The sequence below is a fragment of the Thioalkalicoccus limnaeus genome (assembly GCF_041197575.1).
Classification (GTDB): Bacteria; Pseudomonadota; Gammaproteobacteria; order Chromatiales; family Chromatiaceae; genus Thioalkalicoccus; species Thioalkalicoccus limnaeus.
This window is the reverse complement of the sequence record NZ_JBDKXB010000003.1, coordinates 121,348-145,097: the sequence shown is the minus strand read 5'-3', so window position 1 is coordinate 145,097 and position 23,750 is coordinate 121,348. Positions and strand designations below refer to the sequence as shown.

General features: G+C 66.3%; 19 protein-coding genes. 8 read left to right on the top strand and 11 right to left on the bottom strand.

Going from position 1 to position 23,750, the window contains the following annotated elements; translation table 11 throughout:
* Positions 1-62: 62 nt before the first annotated feature.
* From ABC977_RS03655 to ABC977_RS03635, 5 genes are all read right to left on the bottom strand, one after another.
* Positions 63-2,066 carry a BCCT family transporter gene (locus ABC977_RS03655; protein ID WP_369665880.1) on the bottom strand — a complete coding sequence of 668 codons (2,004 nt, stop codon included), beginning with the start codon at positions 2,064-2,066 and terminating at the stop codon, positions 63-65.
* Positions 2,067-2,280: 214 nt separating this feature from the next.
* The gene (locus ABC977_RS03650) at positions 2,281-3,312 is read right to left on the bottom strand and encodes an ABC transporter permease (RefSeq protein ID WP_369665879.1); all 1,032 of its coding nucleotides are present in this window, start codon (positions 3,310-3,312) and stop codon (positions 2,281-2,283) included.
* A gap of 3 nt (positions 3,313-3,315) precedes the next feature.
* A complete protein-coding gene (locus tag ABC977_RS03645) occupies positions 3,316-4,197 on the bottom strand; it encodes an ABC transporter ATP-binding protein (protein WP_369665878.1) in 882 nt (293 codons plus the stop codon).
* 116 nt (positions 4,198-4,313) lie between these two features.
* On the bottom strand, positions 4,314-4,745 hold the full coding sequence (locus ABC977_RS03640; RefSeq protein ID WP_369665877.1) for a MaoC family dehydratase: 432 nt from the start codon (positions 4,743-4,745) through the stop codon (positions 4,314-4,316).
* Positions 4,746-4,920: 175 nt separating this feature from the next.
* Positions 4,921-5,979 (bottom strand): CobW family GTP-binding protein, encoded by a 1,059-nt coding sequence (locus tag ABC977_RS03635; protein WP_369665876.1) that lies wholly within the window; start codon positions 5,977-5,979, stop codon positions 4,921-4,923.
* A 208-nt stretch (positions 5,980-6,187) separates the two neighbouring features.
* Here ABC977_RS03635 and ABC977_RS03630 point away from each other — a divergent pair, with 208 nt between their 5' ends.
* Positions 6,188-6,883, top strand: a complete 696-nt coding sequence (locus tag ABC977_RS03630; RefSeq protein WP_369665875.1) for a cytochrome b/b6 domain-containing protein — start codon at positions 6,188-6,190, stop codon at positions 6,881-6,883.
* A gap of 76 nt (positions 6,884-6,959) precedes the next feature.
* Here ABC977_RS03630 and ABC977_RS03625 read toward each other — a convergent pair whose 3' ends face one another.
* The gene (locus ABC977_RS03625; protein WP_369665874.1) at positions 6,960-7,421 is read right to left on the bottom strand and encodes a c-type cytochrome; all 462 of its coding nucleotides are present in this window, start codon (positions 7,419-7,421) and stop codon (positions 6,960-6,962) included.
* 265 nt (positions 7,422-7,686) lie between these two features.
* Here ABC977_RS03625 and ABC977_RS03620 point away from each other — a divergent pair, with 265 nt between their 5' ends.
* On the top strand, positions 7,687-8,637 hold the full coding sequence (locus ABC977_RS03620; protein WP_369665873.1) for a 2-dehydropantoate 2-reductase: 951 nt from the start codon (positions 7,687-7,689) through the stop codon (positions 8,635-8,637).
* A gap of 87 nt (positions 8,638-8,724) precedes the next feature.
* Here the strand turns inward: ABC977_RS03620 and ABC977_RS03615 are convergent, their stop codons facing one another.
* The 5 genes from ABC977_RS03615 to ABC977_RS03595 all read right to left on the bottom strand — a co-directional run bounded on the left by ABC977_RS03615 (position 8,725) and on the right by ABC977_RS03595 (position 17,671).
* Complete coding sequence (locus tag ABC977_RS03615; protein WP_369665872.1) at positions 8,725-9,003, bottom strand: segregation and condensation protein A; 279 nt, start codon at positions 9,001-9,003, stop codon at positions 8,725-8,727.
* A 78-nt stretch (positions 9,004-9,081) separates the two neighbouring features.
* Complete coding sequence (gene ligA, locus ABC977_RS03610) at positions 9,082-11,148, bottom strand: NAD-dependent DNA ligase LigA (protein ID WP_369665871.1); 2,067 nt, start codon at positions 11,146-11,148, stop codon at positions 9,082-9,084.
* The gene (locus ABC977_RS03605) at positions 11,145-11,924 is read right to left on the bottom strand and encodes a cell division protein ZipA C-terminal FtsZ-binding domain-containing protein (protein WP_369665870.1); all 780 of its coding nucleotides are present in this window, start codon (positions 11,922-11,924) and stop codon (positions 11,145-11,147) included. Before ABC977_RS03605 ends, ligA begins: the two co-directional genes overlap by 4 nt.
* Positions 11,925-11,994: 70 nt before the next feature.
* On the bottom strand, positions 11,995-15,504 hold the full coding sequence (gene smc, locus ABC977_RS03600; protein ID WP_369665869.1) for a chromosome segregation protein SMC: 3,510 nt from the start codon (positions 15,502-15,504) through the stop codon (positions 11,995-11,997).
* A 358-nt stretch (positions 15,505-15,862) separates the two neighbouring features.
* Complete coding sequence (locus tag ABC977_RS03595) at positions 15,863-17,671, bottom strand: autotransporter domain-containing protein (protein WP_369665868.1); 1,809 nt, start codon at positions 17,669-17,671, stop codon at positions 15,863-15,865.
* Between the two features lie 402 nt (positions 17,672-18,073).
* On the opposite strand from ABC977_RS03595, the gene ppk2 reads away from it, so the two are divergent.
* The 6 genes from ppk2 (at position 18,074) to ABC977_RS03565 (ending at position 23,685) form a co-directional block, all read left to right on the top strand.
* On the top strand, positions 18,074-18,874 hold the full coding sequence (ppk2, locus tag ABC977_RS03590) for a polyphosphate kinase 2 (protein WP_369665867.1): 801 nt from the start codon (positions 18,074-18,076) through the stop codon (positions 18,872-18,874).
* 355 nt (positions 18,875-19,229) lie between these two features.
* On the top strand, positions 19,230-19,871 hold the full coding sequence (locus ABC977_RS03585; RefSeq protein WP_369665866.1) for an FAD-binding oxidoreductase: 642 nt from the start codon (positions 19,230-19,232) through the stop codon (positions 19,869-19,871).
* Between the two features lie 213 nt (positions 19,872-20,084).
* Positions 20,085-22,250 carry a catalase/peroxidase HPI gene (gene katG / locus ABC977_RS03580; protein ID WP_369665865.1) on the top strand — a complete coding sequence of 722 codons (2,166 nt, stop codon included), beginning with the start codon at positions 20,085-20,087 and terminating at the stop codon, positions 22,248-22,250.
* 177 nt (positions 22,251-22,427) lie between these two features.
* Positions 22,428-22,880, top strand: coding sequence for a hypothetical protein (locus ABC977_RS03575; RefSeq protein ID WP_369665864.1), 453 nt, complete (start codon positions 22,428-22,430; stop codon positions 22,878-22,880).
* Positions 22,865-23,173, top strand: coding sequence for a hypothetical protein (locus ABC977_RS03570; protein WP_369665863.1), 309 nt, complete (start codon positions 22,865-22,867; stop codon positions 23,171-23,173). Before ABC977_RS03575 ends, ABC977_RS03570 begins: the two co-directional genes overlap by 16 nt.
* Positions 23,174-23,394: 221 nt before the next feature.
* Complete coding sequence (locus ABC977_RS03565) at positions 23,395-23,685, top strand: hypothetical protein (RefSeq protein ID WP_369665862.1); 291 nt, start codon at positions 23,395-23,397, stop codon at positions 23,683-23,685.
* Positions 23,686-23,750: the final 65 nt, after the last annotated feature.

The following is a 23,750-nucleotide window of genomic DNA, read 5'->3' as shown; positions in this document are numbered from 1 at the left end:
AATCGTTCCGATGTCAGTTCCGGATCCTTGATGGCTGGATCTCGGCAATCGATACCCTGTTTTCAGGAGCGCACGCTGTGCAGGAAATGCATGTGCCGCTCGTACTGATCGAGCACGTCGCCGATGATGTCTTGACGACTCCAGCCCATGACGTCGTAGTCCTGCCCCCCCTCGCGCAGATGCACCTCGGCGCGGAAGTATTGCAGGGCCTCGGCCCGGCGGCGGCGGGTATCGCGCAGGACGAAGCTGGGCGCCTCGTAGGGCCGCGGACGGACCGAGTAGTAGAAGTCGATCTCGTCGCCATGACGGACCTCGACCCAAACGCGGCCGTCTTCCCCCTCGCCGACCCCGGCGTCGAGATGCATCGTCCGCAACTCGTCGGCGACTTCGGTCAACGCCGGCCGCACGACCTCCCGAATGAACTGCACCGTCTCCGCGTGCCGCGGCTGGTGCACCAGCGTGCGCAGACGATGGCGCCAGTTGACCGGGGCCTGCGGGCCCGTGGGGGTGACCCGGGCCTCGCGCAGACTCGATTGCTTGATACCCTCGATCCGCAGCGCGCGCAACAGGCCCCAACACATCAGGATCATCACGATCGTGAAGGGCAAGGCACTGGCGATCGTCGCCGTCTGCAACGCGGCCAAACCGCCGGCGATCAAGAGCGCGGCGGCCACCACGCCCTCGACGATGGCCCAGAAGATCCGCTGCCAAACCGGAGACTCGTCATGCCCACCCGAGGTCAGGATGTCCACGACCAGGGAACCCGAATCGGACGAGGTGACGAAGAAGGTCACGACCATCAGCGTCGCCACCAGCGCGGTCAGCCCCGACAAAGGGAGATACTCGAAGAACTGAAACAGCGCCACCGAGGTATCGGCCGCGACGGCGTCCGCAAGTTCGTCGATCCCCTGGATCATGATCATGTGCAGCGCGGTATCGCCAAAGAAGGTCATCCAGATGAAGGTGAAGCCGACCGGCACGAACAGGACGCCGACGACGAACTCGCGGATCGTCCGCCCGCGCGAGACACGGGCGATGAACATACCGACAAAGGGCGCCCAGGCGATCCACCAGCCCCAATAGAACAGAGTCCAGCCGCCGATCCACGAGGTTGGCTCGTAGGCATAGAGATTGAACGTCATCTCGAACAGACTGGACAGGTACATGCCGGTGTTCTGAACCAGCGTCTGCAACAGGAACACCGTCGGTCCGGCGACCAGCACGAAGGCCAGCAGCGCGACCGCGAGGATCATGTTGAGGATTGACAAACGGCGGATTCCCGCATCCAGGCCCAGGGCCACCGACAGGGTCGCGATGCCCGTGATGACGGTGATCAGCAGGACCTGGACACCGATGTTGGTCGGGACATCGAACAGATAGTTGATCCCTGCGTTGATCTGGATGACCCCGAAGCCGAGCGAGGTCGCGACACCGAACAGGGTCCCGAGCACGGCGAAGGTGTCGACCGCATGACCCACCGGGCCGTAGATCCTCTCGCCGATCAGCGGATAGAGCGACGAGCGAATGGTCAGCGGGAGATCGTGCCGAAAGGCGAAATAGGCCAGCGACATGGCCACGACCGCATAGATGGCCCAGGCGTGGACGCCCCAGTGGAAGAAGGTGATGCGCATCGCCTGGCGCGCGGCCTCGGCGACCTCCGGTTCGCCGACCGGCGGCGCGACGAAGTGCATCACCGGCTCGGCAACCCCGAAGAACATCAACCCGATGCCCATGCCGGCCGAAAAGAGCATCGCGAACCAGGACCCGTAGCTGTAATCCGGCTGTGTGTGTTCGCGGCCCAGCTTGATCCGCCCGAGGCCGGACACGGCCAACACGACCACGAACACGACGAAGCCGGCTACGGCAAGGACATAGAACCACCCGGCCGACTCGATCACCCACCCCTGGATCGCGCTGAACAGCGGTTCGGCGACCTCGGTCGCCAGCGTCGCGAAGAGCACGAGCATCGACATCAATACCGCCGAGGTGATGAAGACCGGCGGATTCCATTGGATCCAGGGTCGCGATTCGGCAACCGAGGTGGTCGGCTGATGGTGATCGTTCATATGCAAACCTCGTATGACACGGCCTGTTGGGCCAACGGGCCGGGGCCAAGCCAGGTCGACGTGCCCGTCGTCGACAGGTCGGCTGTATTCGATACCGAGGTCCGTGTCGTCACCCAGACTGCCATGGAAATGCGGGTCTGCGCTGGTCGCGACTCGAACTTGGTCTCGGTTCGAGCGGGACGATCAGTCAGCTGGCGGGATTCGGTTGGCCGACCTACTCCCAGCGAAAGAGTCGCGCGGCGATCGCGAGTAGGCCCAGCGCCAGTGTCGTCAACAGCGCGATCTGCGGCCAGACCTCGGCGATCCCGGCACCATCGATCATGATCAGGCGCGCCCCATCGACGAGATGGGTCAGGGGCAAGGCCTGCGAGACGGCCTGGGCCGCGGGGCTAGTGCCGTCCATCGAGAACCAGACCCCCGATAGCAAGAGCATCGGCCAGGTGATCAGATTCAGCACCCCGTCGGCCAGTTCCTCGGTACGCAGGCGCGCGGCGACCATCAGGCCGAGACTGATCATGCACAGCGCACCGGCCGTGTAGATCAGCACCAAGGCCAGATACGAGCCACGCATCGGGAAGTCGAGCAGCCACTGCGCCCCGACGTAGACGACCAGGCTCGCCGCGAGCACCACGAACAGCCGCGACAGGACCTGGGCGCTCAAGAACTCGAAGGGGCTGAGCGGGGTCGCCTTCAGTCGGCGCAGCACGCCGTTCTTGCGATAACGCACCACGACCCAGCCGACGCCCCAGAGGCTGCTGAACATGATGTTCATCGCGAGGATGCCCGGGAGTACCCAATCGGCATAACGCAGGGCCTCGCCGGTCACGGCCTGGCGCTGCGGCCCGCCAACCGGCTCGAATTCATCGAAGGACCCAGCGCCGAGCAACAGGCGCTCGGCAAGATACCCTTTGGCCGAATTGACATTGACCCAGTAGACCGGCGCCGCGCGCAGATCGAGCAGCAGGTCGAGCTGATGGCGCTCGACCTTGAGTTGACCCGCGGACGGATCCGCGACAGGGACGAACGAGACGTGGCGCAGTTCGAGAAAGGATGCCGCGACGCTCGCCCGGTCCGGGGCGTCGCCGATGACGCCGATCTTGAACACATCCGCCGCGTCGCCGCGGAAGATGAACGCGAAACCCACGATCATCAGGATCGGCATCAGGATGTTCCAGGCCAGCCCCGCGGTGTCCCGATAGAACTCCCGATTGCGGGCGACGAAGATGGCCAGGATCCGGTGCCACATGGCCTAGCCCCTCAGTGTGTGTCCGGTGAGCTTCAGGAAGAGGTCTTCGAGGTTCGGGGTCTGTACCTTGAGCTCGTTGAGATTCGCACCGATGCGTTCGAGGTGTTCGAGCAGTGGCGCCACCTCGTCGACGAAGAGCTCGATGGCGCCGTCACGCGCCTCGGCCCGATCGGGCAACGGCGTCGCCGTCGGCCAGGCCGCCGCCGGGAGCCGGATCACCGCGGCCGGAAAGTGCTGCCGCACCAGCTCTAGCGGAGCGCCCTGGGCGATGATCTGGCCGTGATCGACGATCGCGATCTCGTCGCACAACCGCTGGGCCTCTTCCATATAGTGGGTCGTCAACAGGATCGTCTTGCCGCGACGCCGTACCGTCTCGATCAAGCCCCAGAAATTGCGCCGTGACTGCGGGTCGAGCCCGGTCGTCGGCTCGTCGAGGAACACCAGCGCCGGGTCGTTGACCAGCGCGATCGCCAACAAGAGCCGCTGGCGCTGCCCCCCCGACAGCCGGCGCGTGTCCCGGTCGAGCAACTCCGCCAGATTGCACATCTGGATCAGCTCGTCGCGATCGGCCGTGCGCCGATACAGACTCGCGAACATCGCCAGCGACTCGCGCACCGTCTGGAAATCCTGCAGCGCGGTCGCCTGGAACTGGATGCCGATCGCCTGCCGGTAGTCGCGATCCAGTGGACGCCCCTGATACAGGATGGATCCGGACGTCGGCGACTGGATGCCCTCGAGCATCTCGAGCGTCGTCGTCTTGCCGGCGCCGTTCGGCCCAAGGAGACCGAAACACTGCCCGCGACGGACGGAAAAGCTCACCCCATCCACCGCGCGTACGCCGGGGTAGAGCCGTATCAGGTCGCGGGCTTCGATCAGGGTGTCCACAACCGCGCATTATACACGCGCACCGAGCAAGGCCGGCGAACCTCGCCCAAGTCCCACACCCGGCCAGGAAATCCTGAAGCGCTATCGACGGAAAGGGAGCGACAGTCGGGACGGGTTCACGGCTGCTCGCGCGACGCCTGCCCTTCCCACCAACGTCGATAGGCCTCGTCCGGCGGGAGGATCTTGGCCTTCGCGCTGGTGATGCGCGTACCATCCGTGCTGTCGACGGCGACATCGACCTCGACGATTCCGGCCCGGATCCGGGTGATCTCCAGCGTGACCTGGATCCGGTCGCCGGGACATACGGGTTGACGCAATCGCTCGGGCGTAAAGGTCAGGCCGAGGGAACCATCACCGGGAAAGCGGGTACCGAAGAGGCCAGACACAGTGGTCTGTATCAGGCCACCGGGGACGACGATGTCGGGAATGCCGGGGAAACGGACGCGGGCCGCGGCCAAGTCGCGATGAATGGCATTGCCGTCACCGGTCAGGGCGCAATATTGCACCACCTGTTCATGGCTGAAGGACAGATCAACGACGTGCCTCATGCCCACCTCGAGCATCGCAGCCGTCAAGCATTCGGTCGATGACACCACAAGGCCTCCTTCGCAAGACAAAGCGGCCGATTATCGCTGAAAACCGAATCCTTGTGGCAAACAGACCGGCGTCGCCCGAGGCCCTGCCAAGACGCGACGCGCGTTGCGACAGTCTCCTGTGCAGGCGTTAGACAAGGTCGAGCCCATCACCACCGACCAGTCCGCGCAGTCGCGCATCGAGATCGGGCCAGTCGAGACGGGTTCGATGAACGATCTCCAAACGGCTTTCGTGACGCGGCCTGGTCGCTTCGTCGCGACCCTCACCCTCGGCCCGATCGACCAACAGCCAACCCTCGGTCGTGTGAACGACGCCCTTGACCCGCTCGGCCACGAGCGCGGCGAGCAGATCACGAAAGCCATTCGCATCGAGGCACATGCGACCATCGAGCAACCAACCGCCGCTGGCGTAACCCTCTCCGGCACCCTCGACGAACCACCAGCCGGCTCCGTCGCTTCCGGGCTTCACTGGTAGGGCAACAGGCAAGGGATCAGGCGCCCGTTGCGGATCCTGACCAGCAGCGGCCAACCCGGATCGTTCCTCGAGAAAGCGATGCGCCTCCGGAAACAGGGCCCGCCGCGCAGCGGACCGCGGCCAATCCAGCCAGGCGGTTTCGATGCGACCATGCTCGACGATCGCTATCTTGGATTTTGCCGGCTTGATGCCGCGCACGAGACGCAAGAAGGCTTCGCGGTCGACGTCATGATAGTGATCAGCCTTGTTCGCGACCAGGATGTCGCTGAGATGGATCTGGTCCTGGAACGAAGGATGGTCCAGATACCGCGGGTCGCGCAGGTGCCGGGCATCCAGAAGGCCAATGGTCGCCCGCAGATCGAGGACGCGACGATAGGGCTCGGAAGTCAGTTGCTCGATCAGGCGTGCCGGATGACCGAGTCCAGACGGCTCGATCAGTAGCCGATCCGGGCGCGCGTCGCGCAGCAGCCGGTTCAGACCCGCGGTCAAGGCGACGCTGGCCACGCAGCACAGGCACCCGCCGGCGACCTCGCGGATCGCCACGCCCTCTTCATCGAGCAAGGCCCCATCGACCCCGATCTGGCCGAACTCGTTCACCAGGACCGCCCAGCGTTCCCCAGACGGCCGCCGTCCGAGCAGGTGGCGCACCGCGGTCGTCTTGCCAACGCCGAGAAAGCCGACGATCAGGTTTACCGGGACATCTTCGATCGTCATCACGAGAATCCTACGCTGACCCGCGTCTTGGGCCTCGTCGCGGACGCGTGTATCCAGTCACGCGGTGGCGCGGGAAGCGGCCGGGCCGTTGCCGCGAACGCTTTGCACCCACTGGCTTCTTGGGGGAAACTAACGGCGACGCACCCGGTATTCAACATCCGAACTGGACCAGTTTACCCAGGACAACCCTCAGAGGTACGGGGACAAGATGCGAGAGAATCGAATTCTACTGTGGGATCTCCCGACGCGCGCCTTCCACTGGCTGCTCTTCGTGCTCGTGGTCGCGGCGATCTTGACCGCTTTACAGGGCGGCAATCTGATGCGCTGGCATGGCCTGATCGGCCAGACGATCATCGGACTCATCGCGTTCCGGCTCGCCTGGGGCCTGTTCGGGTCCACCTACGCGCGGTTTCGTAACTTCGTCCGCGGTCCTTCGACGATCCTCGGTTACCTCCGCGGCCAATGGCAAGGCGTCGGACACAATCCCTTGGGGGCCTTATCGGTCCTGGTGCTGATCGGGGTACTCTTGTTCCAGGCCGTGATCGGCCTCTTCACCTATGACGACATCGCCTTCCGCGGCCCTTTCAACGCATTGGTCTCGCGCGAAACCAGCGCGGTGCTCACCAGCCTGCACCGCGACGGGCTCTGGTGGATCGTCGGCCTGGCCGGGTTGCATGTGTTGGCGGTCTTGTATTATGCGATCGTTCGCCGCGACGATTTAGTACGGCCCATGGTAACCGGGTATAAGGTCGTCGCGGACCCGCAAGCGAAATCAGCCACCGGCGGTGGAAAATGGGCTTTCCTGATCGCGGCCTTCTTCGGGGTGGTCGTCGCCTGGATGGCCGCTGGTGGGCCGATGACGGTGTTGGCGCCGCCGCCGGCCCCTGTCATCGCGCCCTGGTAGGCCGGCTGGTTCGGAAACTAGACCGAGGCCGCCCCAAGGGCGGCCCGTGGGCTGTGTAGCGAATGATTCCAGTCGGTCAGTCGGCGCGATACTTGTCGTGGCACGCCTTGCAGGCCGCGCCGACATCGCCGAACGCCTGGCTGACGGCACGCTGGTCGCCGTTCGCGGCAACCGCGGCCAGGTTGTTGGCGGCCGCGTTGAAGTTGCGAGCCAGGGTCCCGACGTCCTCCATGTTCTGGAAGAACTCGGGCTTGACGAAAGTCCTGACGTTGCCGACATCACGCTCGGTACCGGGACCGTAAAGGGCACCCATCCCGGAGTTCGCGATCGCCGCGATCGCGTTGGCGGCGCCGACGACCTGGTCATGGTTGTAATCCCGATCGAGGTTGGCCTTGATCTTACCCATGTTCCAGCTCATGAAACTGTAGCCGGCTTGGCGGAACTTGATCTGATCCTCCGGCGAGACCTGAGCCATGGCTGTCGTAGCTACCGAGGCGGCGAGGATGGCGATGGTCGTTCGAAATAGGGTCTTCGTCATGGATTATCTTCCTTCTTGAAAGTGTTACAAGCAATGAGGTTAACACAGATCAGCGACCGGCCGTGCGGCATGGCGAGCTTGCGCACGGCGCGGTGTGCGGCCGATTGCGGCCCAGGGACCTCAAGGGACCCGGGAGCATCGGACGGCCATCGGCGCGGTTCGTTCCCGACCGCCAGCCACACAATGGGATTTCACACACAGGATTCAAGCGAATGGCGCGATCAGGCTGGCCCGACCAGCCTTGCCAACGAACCAGCGTTAGACGATGACACAAACACCCGTTAGCCCCACCCGGCCAAGCTTCACGATCCTCGGCACCGGCGCCCTGGGCGGATTCTATGGATCCCGCTTGCTCGTCGGCGGCGCGGATGTCCGGTTCATCGCCCGCAGCGACCTCGCGGTCATCCGGCGCGATGGGTTGCGCATCGACTCGCCGCTCGGCGATCGAGTCCACTGTCCGGTCGCGGTCTACGCCGACAGGGATCCGATCCCGCGCAGCGATGTCGTGGTCATCGCGCTGAAGACGACCGAAAACCATCGCCTCGCGGAACTCCTAAGGCCGTTGGTCCATCAAGGGACGATCCTGCTGAACTTGCAGAACGGCTTGACGATGGAAGAGGAACTGGCCGCCGCCTTCCCGATGGCGCGCATCCTCGGCGGCGTCTGTTTCCTGTGCTCGAACAAGGTCGGCCCCGGCCACATCGTACACCTCGATTACGGGGCGGTCGGGCTCGCCCCGTTCGACGAGCGTGACCGCGGGCTCCTCGAACCCCTGATCGCGGCCTTTGCGGCCGGCGGCATCAAGGCCGAAGCCCTCCCCTCCCTCCAGCTCGCCCGCTGGCGCAAGCTGGCCTGGAACATCCCGTTCAACGGGCTATCGGTGTTGCTCGGGGCTGACACCGATGAACTGATTGGCGACCCGGTCGCGCGCCGGCTGGCCGAGCGGCTGATCGGCGAAGTCGCCGAGGCGGCCGCGGCCTGCGGGTGTCCGTTCGCCGAGGGCTTCGTCACCACGCTGCTCGACCAGACCGAGAAGATGACGCCATACGCGCCGAGCATGCACCTGGACTACCTCGCCAAGCGCGCGCTCGAGATCGAGTACATGTATCGCCGACCGCTGCGCGAAGCCGCCCGCAAGGGTCGGGAACTCCCGGCGATCGCGACGATCGCCGACCAACTGACCTACCTCGATCGACGAAACCGCGCTACCGACTAGCGGCGCACCGACGATGGGCGAGCGCACCGCTAGGCTGGCTCGCCCGGCCCCAGGGGACCGCGATTCCGCGACGGGCGCGCGGCGTTGTCAGTCGGATCGCCTTTTCCCGCCAAGGCCGGCGATCGGAACCACGGTCGCCGTCGGCTTCGCATCGGCATAGTAGGGCCGCTCACCGCCGCGCCCCTGTTGGTCGGCGAGTTCCTTTTCGCGCGCGGCGATCAGCGCGAAACACTGCCGGACGTCTTCGATCGTGCCCGCCGACAGTGGATGGCGCTGCCCAGGCGCCGGAGTCACATCCCGGATCACCGCACCCAGGGTCTGGCGCATCGCGATCAGGATCTGTTGTTCTGTGGTCAATTCGGCCATCGCATATCCCCGTCGTTAGTTAAGGCACGCCGCGCCATCGCGGAAGCAGCTGCAAGCATCCCAGCCTTGCCCTAGTCACTAGTCGCCAATGGGGGCGCTCGATGGCCTTTTCAGCGACTCGTCATGGGCCCGCGGGTCCTCGATCAGCGCGGCCAACCCGGCCTCGTCGAGGATCGGCCGCTCGAGCGCCCTGGCCCGTTCGAGCTTGGAGCCAGCGTCCTGCCCGGCGATCACATAATCGGTCCTCGATGAGACACTGCCGGCTACCTTGGCGCCGAGCGCCTCGAGTTCGGCCTTGATCGCATCGCGCGGCCGGCTCAGGGTGCCTGTGATGACGAAGGTCAGGCCGACCAATGGGTGCGCCGTCGGCTGGGTGGGCACCACGCGCGGCCAATGAATCCCAGCCTCCCGCAGCCGCTCGATCACCTCGCGGTTGTGCGGTTGGGCGAAGAAGGTGACGATGTGGGTCGCGACGACCGAACCGATCCCATGGATCGCCTCGATCTCCGCCGGCTGCGCCGCGAGCAGCGCGTCGAGGTCGCCGAAGTGCGCCGCCAGTAGGGCCGCGGTCGCTTCCCCGACCTCGCGGATGCCGAGGCCATGGATGAACCGGGCGAGGGTCGTCTCTTTGCTGCGTTCGAGTGCCTCGATCAGATTCTGCGCCGACTTCGGCCCCATTCGATCGAGACCGGCCAAGGTCTCGACCGCCAGACCGTAGAGATCCGCCGGATCCCGCACCAGGCCCCGCTCGACGAGTTGTTCGACCAGCTTGTCGCCGAGCCCTTCGATGTCGAGCGCGCGGCGCGACGCGAAATGCTTGATCGCCTCCTTGCGCTGGGCCGCGCAATAGAGCCCGCCGGAACAACGCGCGACGACCTCGCCATCGGGACGCACGACATCCGAGCCACACACCGGACACTGGGTCGGCGGCACGACCGGTGCTGCCGTGTCGGGACGCCGCTCGAGAAGGACCCGCACCACCTCGGGGATCACGTCACCGGCGCGCCGAACATAGACGGTATCGCCGACATGCACATCCTTGCGCCGCACCTCGTCCATGTTGTGCAAGGTCGCATTGGCGACGGTGACGCCGCCGACGGCGACCGGCTCCAAGCGCGCGACTGGCGTCACGGCACCGGTCCGGCCGACCTGGAACTCGACCGCCAGGATTCGGGTCAAGGCCTCCTGGGCCGGATATTTGAACGCAACCGCCCAGCGCGGTTCGCGCGTCACGAAGCCGAGACGCGCCTGCGCGGCCAGATCGTCGACCTTGAAGACGACGCCATCGATGTCGTACGGCAGGTCGTCGCGACGCTCGGCCAGCCGGCGATGATAGGCCAGGCATTCGTCGACCCCCTGGACCACCAGGGATTCCGGGGACACGGGCAGGCCCCAACCGCGCAACACCGCGAGCAGATCGCTGTGCGTCGCGGCCGGTAGCTCGCCGTCCCAGGCACCGACGCCATAGCAGAAGATGTTCAATGGACGTTGCGCGGTGACCCGCGGGTCCAGTTGCCGCAGGCTCCCGGCGGCGGCGTTGCGCGGGTTCTTGAAGGTTCGAGCACCGGCGGCGCGCAGGCGTTCGTTCAGTGCATCGAAGGCCGCGCGCGGCAGGAAGACCTCGCCGCGTACCTCGAACAGCGCCGGCCAGCCGTCGCCTTGCAAGCGCAACGGGACGGCCCGGATGGTCCGCACCTGGGCCGTGACATCCTCGCCGCGCTGCCCATCGCCGCGCGTGGCGCCGCGCACGAACGAGCCGTCCTCGTAAAGCAGGCTGATCGCCAGCCCATCCACCTTGGGTTCCGCGACATAGGCGACCGCCGCGACCCCGAGCCCGCGCCGCACCCGATCGTCGAAGGCCCGCATCTCGGTCTCGTCCATCGCGTTCTGCAGCGATAGCATCGCGACCCGATGGGCGACCTCGGTGAAGGCCGCGCGCGGCGCGGCGCCGACGCGTTGCGTCGGCGAGTCGGTGGCGATCAGATCCGGATGCGCCGCCTCGAGCTCGGCCAGTTCGCGGAACAAGCGGTCGTACTCGACATCCGGGATCTCCGGGTCATCGAGGACGTAGTAACGGTAGTTGTGATGATGCAGCTCACGGCGCAGCGCCTCGATCCGCGCTGCGACGTCCAGCGCCGCGGTCACGGCGCATCGGCCTCGCTTTCGCGCGCCACCTGGCGGGCCAGCACCCGCGCACGCAAGGTCTCCTCCTTCGCGGCGGTGAAGGGATTGCGCGTCTCGTCGCGGATCTCGGCCTTGAGCTCCTCGGCCAAACAACGCGCCGTCGCGACCATCTCATCGATCACGGCGAGATCGCCCGCATCGCCCTCGAGGCTCGCGAACAGAACCACACCGGGCGTCTCGAAACCGTCCATCGCCCCGAACGGAAAGGTCCCGGGCTTGACCAGATTCGCTACCCGAAACAGCGTGTGCTGTTCGTTTTCGTCTCCCAGATAACAATGGAAGACATCCATCTCGCCCGGTTCGAGACCGCAGGCCGAGGCCGCCGCCACCACCGCCGCGCCGTCGAAGCGACCATTGTCCCGCGCGATCAGGCTGATCTGCACGATCAAGGGTTGGCTGAGATCCGGCTCGGGTTCGGGTACGGGTTCCGGCTCGGGAGCGGACGCGCGCGGGACCGGCCGCGGCTTGACCGTGGCCAGACGCTTGTCCGGTCGCGCCAGACCCACGCGTTCGACAAGGCTTTCGGTGCGTGGTTCGTCGGGTTCGGTCCGCCGGGCCCCAGCGGGCGAGGAATCCCAGACATCGACGTCCGGGTCGCGCCGACTGTCCCAATGGACCGGGTCGTCGAATTCGTCATCATCGTCCGCGCGGGCCCGTCGACGCTCCCAGAGGTAAAGGGCGACGATCAGCATCACACCAACGACGATCAGGATCAGGCGCAAGGTGTTGGCGTCCATTCGGATGTCTTCATAGGCAAGTGGATGATGATGGAGCGTCGAGTATAACAGCGCCTCGGCGATGGGTCCGCTAGGAGGCGGCGGCCAATCGCGTCGCCTCCGCCACATCGACCGAGACCAGGCGTGACACGCCGGGTTCGTGCATGGTGACACCAAGCAGGTGCTCGGCCACCTCCATCGTCACCTTGTTGTGGGTGATGAAGATGAACTGTACCTGACTCGACATGGCCCGCAACAGATCGCAGAAGCGTCCGACATTGGCCTCGTCGAGCGGCGCGTCGACCTCGTCGAGCATACAGAAAGGTGCCGGGTTGAGCTGAAAGATCGCAAATACCAGGGCCACCGCGGTCAGCGCCTTCTCGCCGCCGGACAGCAGATGGATGCTGCTGTTGCGCTTGCCCGGCGGCCGCGCCATGACGGTCACGCCGGTCTCCAGCAGGTCCTCGCCGGTCAGTTCGAGATAGGCCTGGCCGCCGCCGAACAGCCGCGGAAAGAGCCCGGCGAAGCCCTCGTTGACCCGATCATAGGTCTCCTTGAAACGGTGCCGCGTCTCGCGGTCGATCTTGCGGATCGCCTGCTCGAGCGTATCCAGCGAACGCTGGATATCCGACTGCTGCGCATCCAGGTACCGAAGGCGCTCCGACTGTTCCTTGAACTCGTCGATCGCGGCGAGGTTGATGGCCCCTAGCCGCTGGATCCGCGCCGCGAGCTTGGTCAGCTCATCCTGCCAGGCCGCCTCGGTCGCCGTCGGCTCGAGCCCGTCCAGCAGCGCCGCGGCCGTCATGCCCTGGCCCGTCAACTGTTCCTCCAGCGTGCGCCGCCGGACCAGGCGTTCCTGACGGGCCAGACGCAACCCATCGAGCGCCCTACCCTGCTCGCCGGTCGCCTGTTCGATGCGCTGCCGCTCCTGCTCCAGCGACCGCACATCGGCATCGATCCCTTCGAGGCGCCCACGCGCACTTCGCAGCTCCTGTTCGACCTCGAGCCGCCGCGCAAGCTCGTCGGCCAGCTGCGCCTCTTGTTCGGTGAGAGGTTCACAGGTCTCTTCGATCGCCTGCTCGAGCTGCTGTCGTCGCTCAGTCAACTGGTCGCGCTGATCGTGCGCGCGGCGCAGGTTGCGCTCGGTCGCCTCCTGTTCGGCGCGCTGGGTCTCGACCGCGATCTTGCGCTGCTGCACCTGCTCCCGGTGGACCCGCTCGGTCGCCCGGGCAGCCGCGACGGCCTCCCGCCGGGCCTCGCGCTGCGCGGCCAGCGTCTCGCGCTGCTCGGCGAGATCTCCGAGGCGCTCGAGCAGGTCATGCAGGGCCTCGCGAGCCGTTTCGATCTCGTCGCGCAACTCGGCGCGCCGCTCGACCAGTTCGCGCCGCTCGCCGTCCAAGGCCGTGCGACGCTCGGTCAGATGCTCGAGGCGGGCGCGGCGCGCGGCCAGGTCCGCCTGCCGCCGGGACAGGTCGCGGTTCGCGGCCGCGATCTCCGCGAGCACCTCGTCGCGTTCGGCGACGAGGCGGCGGCGATCCTCCCCCAGACGCTCCTGTTCGGCGATCAGCATCGCCAAGTCCGCCTCGGCCGCGGCGATCTCGCCCTCGAGGACTTTGAGGGCCTCGCCGCGCGCGAGGACCCCGGCCAGCGTCGGGTCTTTCGCCGCCCGGCACAACCAATCGGCACCGATCAGGACCCCATCCCGGGTCACCAACCGCTCGCCCGGCGCCAGATCGTGGCGCACCGCCAGCGCCGTATCCAGGTCATCGACGACACGCACCGACCCCAACAGATGGTGCAGCGGCCAGCGGCAGCGCAGACGGGCCAGCAGGCTGTCGTCGCGGGTCGCGGTCCCGCCCGCGCGCGCAGGCGCCGCCGTGTCGAACAGGGCCACCGCGCCGACATCCCCCGCGCTGCGGCCAACGGTATCGAACGACGCCGTGCAGTGGGCGCGGAGCTGTTCACCGAGCACGGCCTCGACGGCCGGCTCCCAGCCCGGCTCGACCTCCAGGTGATCGAGCAGACGGGGCGCCTCGGCCAGCCCCTGCGCGTCGAGCCACGCCCGCGAGGCCGCATCCGGCTCCCCGCGCGCCGCCTCCTGCAAGGCGACCAGCGACGCCTGGCGACCACGGGCCTCCTGCAGCCGGGTTCGGGCCTGATCCAGGCGGGGTTGCAGCGCCGTCGTCCGCTGCTCGGCCGCGGCCAACAGGCGGTCCAGTTCCTGGCGCCGTGCCTCGGCCACCGCAACGCCCTCGCGCTGCTCTTGCTCACGGCCCGCCAGATCCTGGACCTCCTGCTCCAGGACCTGGGTATCGAGACGTCGGTGCTCCTCGTCGAGCCGGATCGCACGGCGCTCGTCCTGGGCCATGGCTTGATCCAAGTGATTGATCCGCGCACGCACGACCTGCGCCTGCTCGGCCGGGGCTGCCGCCTCGCGGTTGAAGGCATCCCACTGCACCTCGCCGTCTTGAAGCTCGGCCTCGGTCGCCGCCACCAGCGCGAGGGCCGAGGCCAGCTCGGCCTCCGCCCGGGCCAGGGCCGGGGCATCCTCGGCAAGCCGCGCCGCCAAATCGGCCAAGCGCGCCTCGTCACGCGACAGGTGTTCGGTCGCCTCGGCCAGTTCGCGCCGCACGCGATCGCGCTCCGCCTCGTGGCGCGCCCGTGCCTCCTTCGCGAACTGAATCGCCTGCTCGACCCGCGCGATCGCGGCACCGGCCGCGTAAAAACGGCCCTGGACCTCGTTGAAGGCCTCCGAGGCCGCCGTGTAGGCGAGGCGTTGCGCCTCGATCTCGGCCTCGATCGCGCGCTGACGGGCCACGGCCGCCGCGAACTCGACCTCCAGGCCGCCGATCGCGCGATCCTGCTCGCCGATCTCGCGGTCGAGGACCTGCCATCGCAACGCGATCAGTTCGGCCTCGCGCTGGCGTTCCTCGGTCTTCAGGCGCCGATAGCGCTCGGCCGTCGCGGCCTGGCGCTCCAGATGCTGCAACTGTTTCGCGACCTCGTCGCGCAGGTCGTTGAGCCGGTCGAGGTTCTCGCGGGTGTGCCGAATCCGTGTCTCGGTCTCGCGCCGCCGCTCCTTGTACTTCGAGATACCGGCCGCCTCCTCGAGAAACAGCCGCAGGTCCTCGGGGCGCGCCTCGATCAGCCGCGAGATCATGCCCTGCTCGATGATCGAATAGCTGCGCGGGCCAAGCCCGGTGCCGAGGAACAGGTCCTGGACGTCGCGACGCCGACAGCGCGAGCCGTTCAGGAAATAGGTCGATTGCCCGTCGCGCGAGACCTGCCGCTTGACCGCGATCTGGTTGAAGCGGGCGTATTCACCGCCGATACCGCCGTCGCTGTTGTCGAACAGCAACTCGATGCTGGCGGTACCGACCGGCTTGCGGCTGCTCGAGCCGTTGAAGATGACATCGGCCATCGATTCGCCGCGCAGCATCTTGGCCGAGCTCTCGCCCATGACCCACCGCACCGCGTCGATGACGTTCGACTTGCCGCAGCCGTTCGGTCCGACCACGCCGACCAGATTGCTCGAAAAGGGCACCATCGTCGGGTCGACGAAGGACTTGAAGCCCGCCAGCTTGATCTTCTCCAATCGCATCGTGTAACGATACCGAAAAGGGCTTCACCGCACCAACCGAGGCGATCGGGCACGCACCGGCGCGGTCTCGTGGCGGAATGCCGCCCGAACCCGAGGCCGGATGCGGGCCGCGACCGATCCGGATCGCGAGCCGGCGGCGCCGGGGAGGACACGCGGCCGCCGTCACGGATCCGACTCAGGCAACTCCCGACCATTCGCGAACCAGGCCTACGCGGCTCTCACGCGGCTGCCGTTTGAGGCACCGTAAGTGCGGCTTCAGCCCCACGAAGGCGGTGGCCGTCTGGGCATATGGCGTTGCGGCTGAAGCCGCACCTACACCGGGCACCTACGCCGAGTACCTTATCCCGCAGAAGTTGCTTCACAAGGGTACACCGAGCGTCGCGGTGACCCGTGTGTCCTCGAGCGCATCGCGGCCCGGCACCGTGTCGACATTGAGATCGATCCAGGCCCGATCGCCCAGTCGGCCGAGCACACCGAGGTTCAGGCTCGCGTAGGTCTCGATCGGTCCATCGGTGCTCCATCCAAACGAGGCAAGGCTCGCGGAACCACGTTGGCGGATCGTGCGCGATCCGGCATCGAAATCGTGATTGACCAGCGCTGCGGCATAGGGCTGCCAGGCGCCGATCTGGTACCTTCCCTGCCAGCCGCCCGATAACAGGGTCGTGTGTCGCTCTTGCAGCTCGTAGGAGAGGTTCGTCGACAGGCTGCCATCGGTCGCGCGTTCATCGAACTCGGTGACGTTGACGCGCTGGTGCAACAGACTCACGACCGGCCCATGGGCCAGGCCCTGGTGCTCGAAGCTGTAATGCGTCTGAGCACCCAGCGCGAAGCGCGAACCATCGGTGCGGCCACGTAGCGTGCGGGTCGCCGTGCCGAGCGGCACATGACGGTGGCTCTTGAAGTCCAATGTCGCGAACGACAGCAGACCCATCACCGACCAGGCCTCGCGGCGATACGCGCCATAGAGGCTCAGCGAGTAATCCTCGAGCTCATAGCCGCCGGCGCGTCCCCAATCCGGATCCGTGTGATTGAACGACAAGGCCGCACCGGCCATGACCTCGTCGCTCTGGCGCCGCTCCAACCCGACCGACAGGGTCCGCGGCGACCCATCGCTGCGATTGACGTCCGTCTGGCCACCTCCAGCGCTGACCCACCCGGTGAGACGACCGACCGGGGCCGCCCGCAGGTTCTGATCGGCGCTTCGCCATAGTTGCCGCGACAGCGCGATCTGGTTTCGCACCGGCTGCTCGGAGAGTTGCCCGATAAAAGCCGGCCCCGCCAACACGGCTTCGACGTACTCGGCGATCACGCGATGCGCGCCGGTCGTCGGGTGGACACCATCGGCAAACACCCATCGCTGGTCGGCACCCGCGGCCACCAGGTTGGCCTCGGTACAGACCAGCGATGGCGTGGCTCCGCAGGCTGGCTGGGTTGCGTTGTCGAACCCGAACCGAACCGGATCGGCCTGTACCTCGCTCAGCAGACGGAAGACATCCAGGGCCACCACCTCGGTCCCATTCGCGGCCAGGCCGCGAAACAAGACTTGGTTGTAGCCGCTCGACAGCGCGGTCAACCCGGCAGCACCTTCTGGGCCTTGGACCAAGCCGGCCGGCGTGGCCCCGATATCCGGCAGATTCAGGACCAGGATCCGGCCCGCCCCGGCCGCGGCGAGGCGCCCGATCTCGCCAGCCGCCTCGTTGGCCGTCTGTTGGATGTAGGTCGCCGCGGCAGCTGGCGTCGCCGCGATATGAAAGATGTCGTTGGCACCGGCCCACACGACGTGCATCGCGTCGGGCCGCGCCACGCCCCCGCCGGCCGCCAGGTAGGCATCGATCTGAACACGGAGCGGCGGTGCCTGGTTGGTCGGCGGGGCATCCGGGAAGCCCGGTGCCGAGGTCACCCGGGCTCCCCCGGTCGCGAAATTGAGACCGCCTTGGTTCGCCGGTCTCGCCACCGACCCACGTCCGGCCGCGAAGACCTCGCTCCACACCGGACCCGGATTCGTCGTGAAGCGCCCGGTGCCCGGCGGCAGGGCCGGCGCAAAGGCGCCCGAATCGGTCAAGCTGTCTCCGAAGAACAGGATATCGCCGGCCATCGCCATCGCCATCGGCGTCGGCACCATGCCACCTACGCAGATCAAGCTCGCCAAGACCAGAGGTCGAGTCATCGGGACTCCTCGAAAGCGCTGTTGATTGGACGGGTTGGGCAGGCGCCAGCGGCACCTCGCAGCGCGCACCGACTGACGGTCAAGCCAGGATATCCGTGGCCGCACCACCCCCTCTATAGGGTATTCGGGATCAGCTTGAACGGATGGTCGGGTTCGCGGCGAGCGACTGCCTTCCGCCGTTTCGGCAACGCGTTGGAGAGTTTGCCAGACAATGGCGAGATTGTGCACCATCGGCCTGGAACCCATCGCATCGACGTGTCCGAAACGGCCCGATTCGTCTAGGCTTTCCATACGTCATGAGCCAGACACTGGAGTCCCCCGCCGATGCCCTTACCCCGACCTTTCGACGGCGCTGTCAGTCACTACCTTGCCAACGAGGCCCCCGACGCGGTACGCGAGGCGATGGAGGCCGGCGGCAAACGCGACATACTGGACGCCAGCTACCCCTACGACCGCTGGATGAAAAAACGCGACTACGAGGCCGAGCTCGCGCCGTTACAGATCGAACTTGCCAAGTGCCAGCACTGGATCCGGGAGAGCGGCGCGCGGCTGGTCGTCGTCTTCGAAGGCCGCGACGGTGCCGGCAAGGGCGGTGCGATCGGCCGCGTGACCATGAACCTGAACCCCCGCATCGCGCGCATCGTGGCTCTCTCCACGCCCACCGAGCGCGAACGAAGGCAGTGGTACTTCCAGCGCTACATCGCGCACCTGCCATCCGCCGGCGAAATGACCCTATTCGACCGGAGTTGGTACAACCGCGGTGTCATCGAGAAGGTCTTTGGCTTCTGCGGCGCTGAGGAGCGCGCGCGCTTCTTCGCCCAGCTCCCCGGCGTGGAACAGACCCTGATCAGCGAGGGCATCATCCTGGTCAAGCTGTGGCTCGACGTCGGCCGGGCCGAGCAGCTTCGGCGCCTGCTGCGGCGCGAGACCGACCCCCTGCGCCACTGGAAACTCAGCCGCATCGACGTCGAGGGCTTAGCCCTCTGGGACGCCTACTCCGAGGCCATCGCCGAGACCTTCCGGGCCAGCCATACGAGCATCGCGCCCTGGACGGTGATCCGCGGCGACGACAAGTACCGCGCCCGGCTCACCGCGATCCGAGCCATCCTGGGCGCCGTCGATTACGACGGCAAGGACGGCAACGTCGTCGGCCAGGTGGACCCGAAGATCTGCGGCGGCCCGGAGATCTGGCTGCCCGGCTGAGCCTTACCCCTCTCCCGTGAAGGCGAGGGCAAGTTCCACCGAAGTGCCTTGTGTTGGGGCTCGGATCGCCTCACGTTGAAGAGTGACCCGGCGGGGCCACGGCGCACACGCCATCCCTCCGCGGTGTCGCACCGGTCGAATACCCGTTCTCGCACCGCTTTGGGATCCCGCTCCAAGATTTTCTATACTTGGCAATGGGAAATCGACGAGCGGGGGCTTGCTGGGGTGTGAGGGTCAGGACTCGTCGAATCAGGCCGTCGAGCGACGAGACCAAGGCGTGGAGCGCCCGGCGGGCACCCGACCATTCGAGGAGAGACAACGGAAAACAGCCATGACTCACCAAGTGACGTTACTGATGTCCGGCTTTGTCACTCATGACGTCAAGCGATTCATCGTCACTCGCCCCGACGGGTTCGAGTTCGAGCCGGGAGAAGGGGTGGAACTGGCCATCGATCACCCCGACTGGCGGGAGGAGGGCCGGCCCTTTACACCAACCTCGCTGCGTGACGACCGGGTGCTGGAGTTCATCATCAAGGCCTACCCGGCGCACCGAGGCGTGACCCAGGCGCTCCACGGGTTGGAACCGGGCGCACCTCTGTTGATGTCGGACCCATTTGGCAGCATCCGCTACAAGGGCCCAGGCGTATTTATCGCCGGCGGCGCGGGCATCACCCCGTTCCTCGCGATTCTGCGGCAACTGGGCCGCGAGCAACGCCTGGCCGACCACAGCCTGTTGTTTTCCAATAAGACACCTGCAGACGTGATCGACGAGAAGGAGTTGCGATACATGCTCGGTGACCGGTGCGTCCTGACCTGCACCGACGAGCAGGCCGCGGGCTACGCGCACCAGCGCATCGATCGTGATTTTCTCGCCGCACAAGTCCGCGACTTCCGCCAGCATTTCTATGTCTGCGGCCCCCCACAGTTCAACGTGTCGGTGAATGACGCACTCAGGGGCCTTGGGGCAACACCCGATCTGCTCGTGTTCGACTCCTGAGCAGCAGCCCAGTCGAACCGCCCTCGCCGTCCACCGGTGGGCGCGAGCGGCACATCCGTGGACCCATGTCGCCTCGAGGGGGGCCAAGAACACCGAACCAAACAACAGCCGAACACGAACAGGCAAGGCTTCCGCGGCACGTCGAGTTTTCGCCGGCTCTGCGGGGGATGCTCAACGAAGTTCCATCACACGAAGCGAGGAGTTGAGACAGAGATGAGTACGAATGCGACGAATACAGGAGGCAAATGCCCCGTCCTGCACGGTGGGGCCACGTCGACCAGCATGTCGAACATGGAGTGGTGGCCGAGCGCCCTGAACCTCGACATCCTGCATCAGCATGACACCAAGACCAATCCGCTGGGGCCGGAATTCAGCTATCGCGAAGAACTCAAAAAGCTCGACGTGGAGGCGTTGAAGAAGGACCTGCGGGCACTGATGACGGAGAGCCAGGACTGGTGGCCCGCCGACTGGGGCCACTACGGCGGCCTGATGATCCGCATGGCCTGGCACGCGGCCGGCACCTACCGCATCGCCGATGGGCGTGGCGGCGGCGGGACCGGGAACCAGCGCTTCGCGCCGATCAACTCGTGGCCGGACAACGCCAACCTCGACAAGGCGCGGCGCCTGCTTTGGCCCATCAAGAAGAAATACGGCAACAAGCTCAGTTGGGCCGACCTGATCATCCTGGCCGGAAACATGGCCTATGAGTCCATGGGCTTCAAGACCTTCGGTTTCGGCTTTGGCCGCGCGGACATCTGGCACCCAGAGAAGGATGTCTACTGGGGATCCGAGAAGGAGTGGCTGGCGCCCAACCGCTATGAAGCCGAGAGCGGTGAGCCGCTGGAGAACCCGCTAGCCGCAGTGCAGATGGGGCTCATCTATGTGAACCCGGAAGGGGTCAACGGCAAGCCGGACCCCCTACGCACGGCACAGGACGTCCGCCTGACCTTCGCCCGGATGGCAATGAACGACGAGGAGACGGTCGCGTTGACGGCGGGCGGCCACACGGTCGGGAAGTGCCACGGTAATGGCGACGCCGGCCTGCTGGGCCCGAGTCCAGAAGGCACCGATGTCGAGGATCAGGGCCTCGGCTGGCTGAACAAGACCAAGCGGGGCATCGGCCGGGATACGGTCACCAGCGGCCTCGAAGGCGCCTGGACCACCCATCCCACCCGGTGGGACAACGGCTATTTCCATCTGCTCCTCAACTACGAGTGGGAATTGAAGAAGAGCCCGGCCGGTGCCTGGCAGTGGGAGCCGATCGACATCAAGGAGGAAGACAAGCCGGTCGATGTCGAGGACCCTTCGATCCGCCACAATCCGATCATGACCGATGCGGACATGGCGATGAAGATGGACCCGATCTATCGGCCGATCTCGGAGCGCTTCCATAAGGATCCCGCCTATTTCGCGGAGGTGTTCGCGCGGGCCTGGTTCAAGTTGACCCACCGGGACATGGGGCCGAAGGCTCGCTACATCGGCCCCGACGTGCCGAGCGAAGACCTGATCTGGCAGGATCCGGTGCCCGCCGGCCGCACCGACTATGACGTGGCAGCGGTAAAGGCGAAGATCGCGGCCAGCGGCCTCGCGATCGGCGAGATGGTCGCAACGGCCTGGGACAGCGCCCGCACCTTCCGCGGCTCCGACATGCGCGGCGGCGCCAACGGGGCACGCATCCGTCTGGCACCACAGAAGGACTGGGAGGGCAACGAGCCCGCCCGCCTAGCCAAGGTGCTAGCGGTTCTGGAAGGCATTGCGGCGCAGACCGGAGCCAGCGTCGCGGACGTCATCGTTCTGGCCGGGAACGTCGGAATCGAGCAGGCGGCGAAGGCAGCGGGCTTCGATGTCACGGTGCCCTTCGCGCCGGGCCGCGGCGATGCCACGGACGAGATGACCGATGCCACCTCCTTCGACCCGTTGGAACCGCTCGCCGACGGCTACCGCAACTGGATGAAGAAGGACTACGTCGTCACCGCCGAGGAATTGATGCTCGACCGCACGCAACTCCTCGGGTTGACCGCACATGAGATGACGGTCCTCGTCGGCGGCATGCGCGTCCTGGGTACGAACTACGGCGGCACCCGCCATGGCGTGTTCACGGACCGCGAAGGGGTCCTCAGCAATGACTTCTTCGTCAACCTGACCGACATGGGCTACACCTGGAATCCGGTCGCCAACAACCTGTATGAGATTCGGGACCGCCAGACCGGGGACGTCAGATGGACGGCCACCCGGGTCGATCTCGTCTTCGGGTCCAACTCGATCCTGCGCGCCTACGCCGAAGTCTATGCGCAGGATGACGGTCACGAGAAATTCGTGCAGGACTTCATCGCGGCCTGGACGAAAGTCATGAACGCGGATCGCTTTGATCTAGCCTGACGCGCGGCTCTCGCTTCCGCGCCGCTAGTCATCGCGGCGTGGAAGCGGAGTGGCGAACGACGCAGGTCAAGGACCCGGCCTGCGGGTCGACAGGAGGCATGGGGATCAGCCCACCCTTGGCTCCCCGTGACGCAATCGCCGACGGCAAGAGGGCGGGAAACCAGGAGCGGACCTCAGATGACTGGACCATCCATCGAACTCGTGCAGGCAACACCGCCACCCGGGCCGATCCCAGACCAGCGCCCGGGCCGCCTGCTGGTATTCCTGTCCACCTTTGTCTTGGCGGCGACCCTGGGCCTCGCGGCCAACTACCTGCGATCGCCGGTTTTCGAGACCTCGGCGACGGTGTTGACCGTCAAACCCAAGGGCGTCGACGAGACCAGCGCGGATGCTGATCTCGAGCACGTCGCGATCCAGCGTCGGCTGCTGCTCGGCGATGAGGTCCTGGCGGCCGTGGCCGACCGCCTGCAATCAGCGGACCACACCGGCGAGTCTCCGATGGACATGGGTAGACTTCGGGAAATGCTCACCGTCCGGTCGGTGTCCGACACCAACCTCGTGGAGCTAAGCGCCGAGGGCGGCACACCAGAACTGCTGCGGGACGCCGTCAACCAATGGGCCGACGCCTAAGTGACCCTGCGCGCATCGCCGAGCTAACCGGACGCACCACGGCCGAACTACAAGGGGAACAATCCCGCCTCGGCAAACGTCTCGCCGCCACCCGCGCCGAGCTGGAGCGGTTTCGCGAACGCCACGACATCGTCAGCATGGAACGCGAAGAGAACCTGGTGCCGGCCCGGCTGAACGGCTTGACCGCGTCGCTGAATCGTGCGCGGGAGCGCGAGACGGATGCCCAGGCGCAGCTCGACGCGCTGCGTAGCGCGATCGCCCAGGGTCGACCCGTGGTGCCGGACCACGAGTAGGCTCGGCCGGCCGCATTGCAGTCCGACGCCCGCGGGGTGCGTGAGCGATTGGAGCAGCTGCAGGAGCGTTATACCGATCGGTACATCGAAAGCGACCCGGACCTGAGGGACCTGCCGGTGCAGTTGGCGACGCTCGAAACACAGGCCAGTACCTCGTCTCGGTCGGCCAGGCTCAGGCCACGATCGATGCGGAGCACGCGCTGCTGTCGGCGTCGGAGGCCGTGCGCTCCCTCGAGGCGGAGCTGGCTGGACATCGCGCCCAGGTCGCCGAGTTCACCAACCGCTTTGCCGAACACCGGGCCCTGGAGCAGGAGCTGGCGAGGCTCGAGGAACTCTACACGACCCAACAGGAGCGGTTCGCTCGGATCGAGATGACCAATCGCGAGCAGTTTCCACCCCTCGAGGTGATCGACTACGCACCGCTGCCGCTCGCGCCGATGCGCCCGGCCTATACCCGGGATGCCGGGATCGTGCTCGAGGCAGCGCTGGTTCTGGCGTTGTTCTTCGCCTGACTGGTGGACTATCTGACCCGTACGCCGCGGCCTGATAGGGCGACGACCGGGGTGCGGCTCTTGGG

Excerpts from the sequence above, each read along its gene's own strand:
- ABC977_RS03655 (WP_369665880.1), bottom strand. The coding sequence starts at position 2,066 with ATGAACGATCACCATCAGCCGACCACCTCGGTTGCCGAATCGCGACCC.
- ABC977_RS03650 (WP_369665879.1), bottom strand. The coding sequence starts at position 3,312 with ATGTGGCACCGGATCCTGGCCATCTTCGTCGCCCGCAATCGGGAGTTC.
- ABC977_RS03640 (WP_369665877.1), bottom strand. The coding sequence starts at position 4,745 with ATGAGGCACGTCGTTGATCTGTCCTTCAGCCATGAACAGGTGGTGCAA.
- ABC977_RS03635 (WP_369665876.1), bottom strand. The coding sequence starts at position 5,979 with ATGACGATCGAAGATGTCCCGGTAAACCTGATCGTCGGCTTTCTCGGC.
- ABC977_RS03630 (WP_369665875.1), top strand. The coding sequence starts at position 6,188 with ATGCGAGAGAATCGAATTCTACTGTGGGATCTCCCGACGCGCGCCTTC.
- ABC977_RS03625 (WP_369665874.1), bottom strand. The coding sequence starts at position 7,421 with ATGACGAAGACCCTATTTCGAACGACCATCGCCATCCTCGCCGCCTCG.
- ABC977_RS03620 (WP_369665873.1), top strand. The coding sequence starts at position 7,687 with ATGACACAAACACCCGTTAGCCCCACCCGGCCAAGCTTCACGATCCTC.
- ABC977_RS03615 (WP_369665872.1), bottom strand. The coding sequence starts at position 9,003 with ATGGCCGAATTGACCACAGAACAACAGATCCTGATCGCGATGCGCCAG.
- ABC977_RS03605 (WP_369665870.1), bottom strand. The coding sequence starts at position 11,924 with ATGGACGCCAACACCTTGCGCCTGATCCTGATCGTCGTTGGTGTGATG.
- smc (WP_369665869.1), bottom strand. The coding sequence starts at position 15,504 with ATGCGATTGGAGAAGATCAAGCTGGCGGGCTTCAAGTCCTTCGTCGAC.
- ABC977_RS03595 (WP_369665868.1), bottom strand. The coding sequence starts at position 17,671 with ATGACTCGACCTCTGGTCTTGGCGAGCTTGATCTGCGTAGGTGGCATG.
- ppk2 (WP_369665867.1), top strand. The coding sequence starts at position 18,074 with ATGGAGGCCGGCGGCAAACGCGACATACTGGACGCCAGCTACCCCTAC.
- ABC977_RS03585 (WP_369665866.1), top strand. The coding sequence starts at position 19,230 with ATGTCCGGCTTTGTCACTCATGACGTCAAGCGATTCATCGTCACTCGC.
- katG (WP_369665865.1), top strand. The coding sequence starts at position 20,085 with ATGAGTACGAATGCGACGAATACAGGAGGCAAATGCCCCGTCCTGCAC.
- ABC977_RS03575 (WP_369665864.1), top strand. The coding sequence starts at position 22,428 with ATGACTGGACCATCCATCGAACTCGTGCAGGCAACACCGCCACCCGGG.
- ABC977_RS03570 (WP_369665863.1), top strand. The coding sequence starts at position 22,865 with ATGGGCCGACGCCTAAGTGACCCTGCGCGCATCGCCGAGCTAACCGGA.